We start from the raw sequence: 6,134 nt of genomic DNA on the forward strand, positions 1-6,134 counted from the left end.
CGCGCCGGAGCGGGCGTCGACAGCGTCGTCATCGGCCGGCGGTACGCCGTCCAAACGCCCGACCCCGGTGGCAACGCCCCGGCCCGCGGCCGGACCCGCAGCCGTGGCGCCTGCCCGGCGCGAGCCGGCTGCTGCGGCGGAAGGCGACTGGCCGACATTGGTCGGGACGGGTCCCCCTGAATCTAATACCTTCTTCCGGCTAGCTCCAAATTGCCATAAGTGTTCTAGAGCCTTTCTTTGTATTTCTCCCATGGCTTTATCACTCCTAATGTACTAACTTATTTTTACCTTATCAATATTTACGGAAAACATAGTATGGAAATATTGATTTAGCTCTTCTGTTATCTTTTCATCCTTGATTTTTAATCTATTGTATAATTGTAAAAAAGGTATTTGTAAAAGTGATGAAAGATACAATACTGGACTTGGCTTAATTTTAGCTAAGCCTTTTTTAAGCCATTCTATTGCATTTTCATCCTTGCCATTATCTAAACTAATCAAGGCTAGTATGCAATAAGGCATTATGAAAAAAGATTGAGGTTTCTCTGTTTTTTGGATTTCGATCATAGCTTTTGCTTCATCTTCTAATTCTTCCGGTGTACGAAAACAAGGAAGTAGATAATGAATCGTTTCATCTTCGCTTTCCATCTCTTTTTGTATTAATACACTAAAGAGAGAACGCAAAAAGTAGGCAGGCCAATGCTGGGAATTTATGCTTATAGCCTTATCACAACTATTCAAAATTTCTTCGTAGTAATCAAATATTTCCATCTGAGATCCTATCTTACTAAGCATTTCGCTAATATGTAATGCCCTATAGAACCAATAATCAGCGTCTTTTTGATGATTTTCAGATGCATCAAGTAGTGATGAAAATACATCTTCTCCCTTGTCTAATCTAACTAGTAATCGAATTGCATTGTACATTTCTTGATCTTTAATATTTAAACATCTCAATTTTTCACCTACTTTCAGATTTTATAAATGGATTTATCTAATAAATGTATATTATATCTTTCTCATTAAAGCATGTTATTTTCTTTGCCATTCCATAGATATTTAACATCTTCAATACAAGATATATCATAGCAAAACCCATTTTCAAAAGTATAACCGTATACCCTTAAGTTTTTTTGGATACTTCTTTGAAAAATATCAGATAAAATTAACTCTTCATCTATATTCCCAATTCTACGGGCATTTTCCACTGTGTCTATTACTAAATTGAGAAAGTTATCTTCCCAAATAATAATATTCCATGTATTTTTAATTGAAGGGTTTTTAGGCTTGTCTTCTATTCTTTTGACTTTCCCTTCAATATCTACTATTACAGGTCCAAGTCTTTCAGGATGATCTGTAGGAAATATTCCAAGTGTTAGGTCTGAGGCTTTTCTCATATGGAACTTATATAGCTCTTTAAAGCAGTCATAGGGATAGACTATAGTATCGGGAAACTTCATGAAAACTGTACGCCCTTTTAAAAATGGTGCAGCTCCAGCTATTGCATAGGGAAGACCATACTCTTTCTTTTTGTTATCTTGGTAAACATAAGCACTATTTATTTTCATTTTTCCCACATAATAGTTATTGGTACATTTTACTAATGCATCTTTTTCATCGTTTACAGTAAAAATAATATCTTTAACTCCACCATATGCTAATGTTTGAATTGCATTCTCTATTAATAGAACCACATGGCTACCACCTTCTTTCGGTATATCAACTGGTATTAACTCTTTACTTAATTTAAAAGGTTTCATTCTCTTGCCTTTTCCACCTGCCGGAATATATCCTATAATAGATTTCATGGCAATACACTCCTTTGTGTTTTTATGCTCATTGAAAAGTTATTATGGGTAATTAATTATGATAAACTTCTAATGGGTCCATTTTCTTCCGATATTAGTAAGCCATAGAAAAAAGATTATTACCCATACTAGAACAATGGATCCTTGATATATTAAAAACTCATTATATGTCATTAGACTATTTAAAACCTCTGTTACCCCAATGCTAGGTATTAATACAAATAGCTTATGGGTCCATTCTGGTAAAAGCTTATATACTGAAACTATTAAAAAAAGACTTACCATAACTATTGAAGATATAGCAGAACCACTTTGAGAAGATTCTATCTTTAAACCAATTATAGCTCCTATTTGAACAAATATAATCCCACCAACTAACATAGGTATTAATAATGAAAAAACACTACTATTAAAACCTTCATTGATTAAATACACAGCAATTTGGGAGAACATGGAAAGTACTAAAATAGCAAATCCTTTAGCAAAAATGATTTGACCAAAGTTTAATGGAGAACATAATAGAGCATCAATGGTTTTTGCTTCCCTTTCTTCAATTAAATTAGGTCCCGTTAACATGATACCAACCATTACCTGTGCAAATAGGATCCAAATTGATAGAAGTAAAAATTCTTGATCAGCCATTTTCATTGTTGCTGTAATAATCTTAGACATAAATATTGGCAATAAAACTACTGCTAATATTGCTGGGTTCCTCAAAAGGTTAATAATTTCGTGTTTTATAAGTATTAGTGTATTCCTCAACTTAATTCCCTCCCTGTTAATACTGCAAAAACGTCTGCTAGTGAATTTCCACTTGTATTCATACTAATCAATTTCCCTTGACTAGTTAATTGAGATATTAATTTTTCAGTTTCTGTGGCTCCAGATTCCAACCTTTTAATTGCAACACTATCATTGTCTACATATTTTATTTCGATTTCCTCTCTTAAATACTTGGACTTTAGTTCTGTGGGTTTTCCAATTGCTACAAGCTTTCCATTATGCATAATTCCAACACGATGACTTAATTCATCGGCCTCATGCATATCATGAGTAGTTAAAACTACTGTTGTTCCCTGTTCATTAAGTTTTTTAATATATTGACGAATCAAACTAGCTGTATTTGGATCTAGACCACTTGTTGGTTCATCTAGTATAAGAACTTTGGGTTTATGTAGCAAAGCTCTTCCTATTAATACTCTCTGTTTCCATCCTTTAGATAATTTTTCCACCTTCACATCTTGCTTATCACATAGCTGTAGATCTTCCATAACTTCATTGATGCGATCATCTTTCAAGCCGTACAACTCTGCAAATATCTTTAGATTATTTTTTATTGACGCTCTCATATAGAGGTTTGGTAATTCAAAAACAACGCCAATATCTTCATAAATTAGTTTTTTGTTCTTTAATACATCAATGCCATTGACCCATATTTCTCCTTGATTTGGCTCTAGCAATCCAATAATCATTTTTATTGTTGTGGTTTTACCAGCTCCATTAGGACCCAAGAATCCAAATAGCTCCCCTTTTTCAATTGTAAAGGATATATCATCTACAACATTTTTGTGGTTATAAGTTTTCACTACATTCTTAAGAGTGATCAAGTTTTTACCCCCCTATATAATAGATTTTGTTATTTTATCATGTTTTAACATTGACTTTAATAATAGATATTTTAATCTTTCATAATATTACAATCTATTCTTTAGTGTATAAATCAATTAGTTCTTTAGAATTGTGATATTGTTTACAGGTATTACAAAATTCACCGGTCCTAAATTTATCATAGGAAGATTTCTTCCATAATGTTTCAAAGTTACTGTAGTAAAGGTTCCCAGCCAATGGCCGACTGCAAAAATAATCACAACAAGGATATATATTGCCATTTTTAGATACTACTGCAATAGGTGCATTATTAAAGCTACACTTTACCTCAAAGGGCCCCTCATAATCAACTCCCATTATTTTCATTCTTTTTTCAAGTTTTTTTAACACCTTTTGGAGCCAATTAAAATTCTTTCTTACCCATTTTTCTTTACCTAAAGGTAAACCAACCTTAAAACGGTTAACTTTATATTTTATAACCATTTCCTGTAAATCTTCTATTTGGTCTATATTTTCTTTTGTAATGGTAGTATTAAAGGCAATATTTACTTTATATTTAGAAGCATTTTCTAAATTTTTCAATAGTATATCAAATCTATAATTACTAGATATTTGTTTCATATTTTCTTCTGTAGCTCCATCTACTGAAAAAGATATTGCATCAACATTGTCATAGACTGTTAAACGATGATAATCAATTGGTATTGAGCCATTAGTCACTATTACAACCTTTTTATCCTTAAATATTCCTAAGATTTGATAGAAATTTTCATGGATTAGTGACTCTCCTAATCCACTAAAAGCTATATATTCAAAAAAATCTAAAGACTTCTTTAACTCTTGTATTTTTTCCATAGGTAAATCAGATGGATGCTTTACCAAACTACGGGCAACACAATAGCTACATGCTAAATTACATCTTGTTGTTATCTCAAATAGAGCCATTTCTGGTGGATTTTTATAAAAATCATTTTTAGTTTTCACTATTAGCTTCCTCACCTTCTATGGTTTCACATAAAACTTTTCTTCTAATGTTGATTGGTTTTTTTGATAATCCCTCCTGTAAAGCTATATAACTTTCTTGCATGGTCCCTCTCTCTAGATCTCCGGTGCTTAAATTGATCCATATTTGACCATGATAATAAGATGTTCCATTCCTTTGAACATTAGGATTATCTTTGTCCTGCATCTTAACCTGAGAATAGTCACAGTAATAGTCAAAAATAGCACAATATTTATTGTGGGCTTTCCCATACCCAGTAAATTTTAAATTGAATTTTCCATTTTTAAAGAAAGAGTTATTAGAATACATGCCGAGACCTATATTTGTCGATTCCATATGCTCTAACTCTTGTGGCTGAATTTTAATCCACTTATCTAGTTCCCATCCATTATTAGTAAAATTATAGGAATGAATATATGACAAATAGGTTTCAAAAGCTAGAATATCAAAGGTCTGCATAACTACTAAATAGCTAGATGGTAATTTGGGAAATAAACTATATTCTTTTTCTATGGATTGAAGACAGTTTTTATGATCTTCTCTGCTAATATTTAAATTAGTTCTAGTGTTAAGTCCTTCCAATTTCTCATTGGATAAGATAATATGTGATTGAAAAGTCTTATCCTTTATAAAAGTCCATTCCGTTTTTTGAGATTCTTTCTTTGGCATCCTATTTTCAAATCTAGCATTATGCCATGTATATGAAACATACATGATTGCATCTTCATATATTGCTTCGATTGTTCGCATATATTCAGAATTTAATTTTTGTAACTTATATACTCTACCTAAAGAGTTAAGATAATAATTCTCCATTTTTATCTTGAACTTTATTTGCTCTTTAGCTCTAAATTGGCTTTGTGCTACAAAAGGTGCTTCTAATATTTTTGTAAAATCTGTAAACATTTTGTTCCTCCTTCATTAAAAGTAAAGCATTATAAATCCCCTAATGACTCAACAACTTCTTTAGGTGAGGGTAATTGAATAATCTTATCTACGTACAAACTTTGCTTATGCTGTAGTTGAGTATAGGCATACTTGTCATATAAATAGGACCTTAATATATTGATTGTCTTATTTATTTGAAAAATTGAAGTCTGTAAAAATGTATCCGCATATTCATTGTTATCTAATAATTTTTTTAAAAAGCTATACCAACCAAAAGGAAATAACCTAAATGGATAAGCTATCTTTACATCATTCGCCATCTCCTGATACCAAGAAGGCATTTTGTTTAGCTGTTCTGATAATCTAGTAAAATTCACCAACTTATCATTTTGAAGTACAACTGCCGGGACTGTTGCATATACTGATTTTGCTAGAGTTGATGAAATAATGTTAGTCGTTAAAAATATATCGGAACAACTTAATAATGTATTGAATTCATCTGGTTTTAGAAACTTAAAATGATGATATTTGATATTCTCATTTATTTCTATATTCCCCCAGCTTTTGGGACCAACATGAATAATGTTTATTTTCTCATCTAGCTGTAAAATATAATTAATAATTATACGAGGAATCCAATAAAGTAAATTTGTTAATGCTGGCAGCCTATTAACATTTAAGGTTTCCCAATTAGAATTAGCGATAAAAATGACTTTTTCTCCCTTTGGCTTAAAAATACGATTAAAATTCATTCTTTCTTCTTTGGTAATTGTTAATTTCTGATTATATAAATATGTGAATTTAACTCTTTTATCTGCCTTTTGAAC

7 protein-coding genes are annotated in these 6,134 nt (G+C 31.8%); all 7 read right to left on the reverse strand.

Annotation, left to right across the window (positions count from 1 at the left end; translation table 11 throughout):
- Positions 1-273: 273 nt before the first annotated feature.
- Positions 274-957, reverse strand: coding sequence for a hypothetical protein (locus tag VK998_RS06080; protein ID WP_325226588.1), 684 nt, complete (start codon positions 955-957; stop codon positions 274-276).
- 65 nt (positions 958-1,022) lie between these two features.
- A complete protein-coding gene (locus VK998_RS06085; protein WP_325226590.1) occupies positions 1,023-1,808 on the reverse strand; it encodes a sugar phosphate nucleotidyltransferase in 786 nt (261 codons plus the stop codon).
- Positions 1,809-1,877: 69 nt separating this feature from the next.
- Complete coding sequence (locus VK998_RS06090; protein WP_325226591.1) at positions 1,878-2,570, reverse strand: ABC transporter permease; 693 nt, start codon at positions 2,568-2,570, stop codon at positions 1,878-1,880.
- Positions 2,567-3,415 carry an ABC transporter ATP-binding protein gene (locus tag VK998_RS06095; protein ID WP_236911464.1) on the reverse strand — a complete coding sequence of 283 codons (849 nt, stop codon included), beginning with the start codon at positions 3,413-3,415 and terminating at the stop codon, positions 2,567-2,569. The genes VK998_RS06090 and VK998_RS06095 overlap by 4 nt, the downstream gene beginning before the upstream one ends.
- 94 nt (positions 3,416-3,509) lie before the next feature.
- Complete coding sequence (locus tag VK998_RS06100; RefSeq protein WP_325226593.1) at positions 3,510-4,400, reverse strand: radical SAM/SPASM domain-containing protein; 891 nt, start codon at positions 4,398-4,400, stop codon at positions 3,510-3,512.
- Positions 4,390-5,325 carry a hypothetical protein gene (locus tag VK998_RS06105; RefSeq protein ID WP_236911466.1) on the reverse strand — a complete coding sequence of 312 codons (936 nt, stop codon included), beginning with the start codon at positions 5,323-5,325 and terminating at the stop codon, positions 4,390-4,392. The genes VK998_RS06100 and VK998_RS06105 overlap by 11 nt, the downstream gene beginning before the upstream one ends.
- Positions 5,326-5,354: 29 nt before the next feature.
- Positions 5,355-6,134, reverse strand: a 780-nt coding sequence (locus VK998_RS06110; RefSeq protein ID WP_325226595.1) for a DUF6365 family protein, incomplete at its 5' end; no start/stop codon positions are given.

It is taken from the genome of Schnuerera sp., from assembly GCF_035459645.1.
Taxonomy (GTDB): Bacteria; Bacillota; Clostridia; order Tissierellales; family Tepidimicrobiaceae; genus Schnuerera.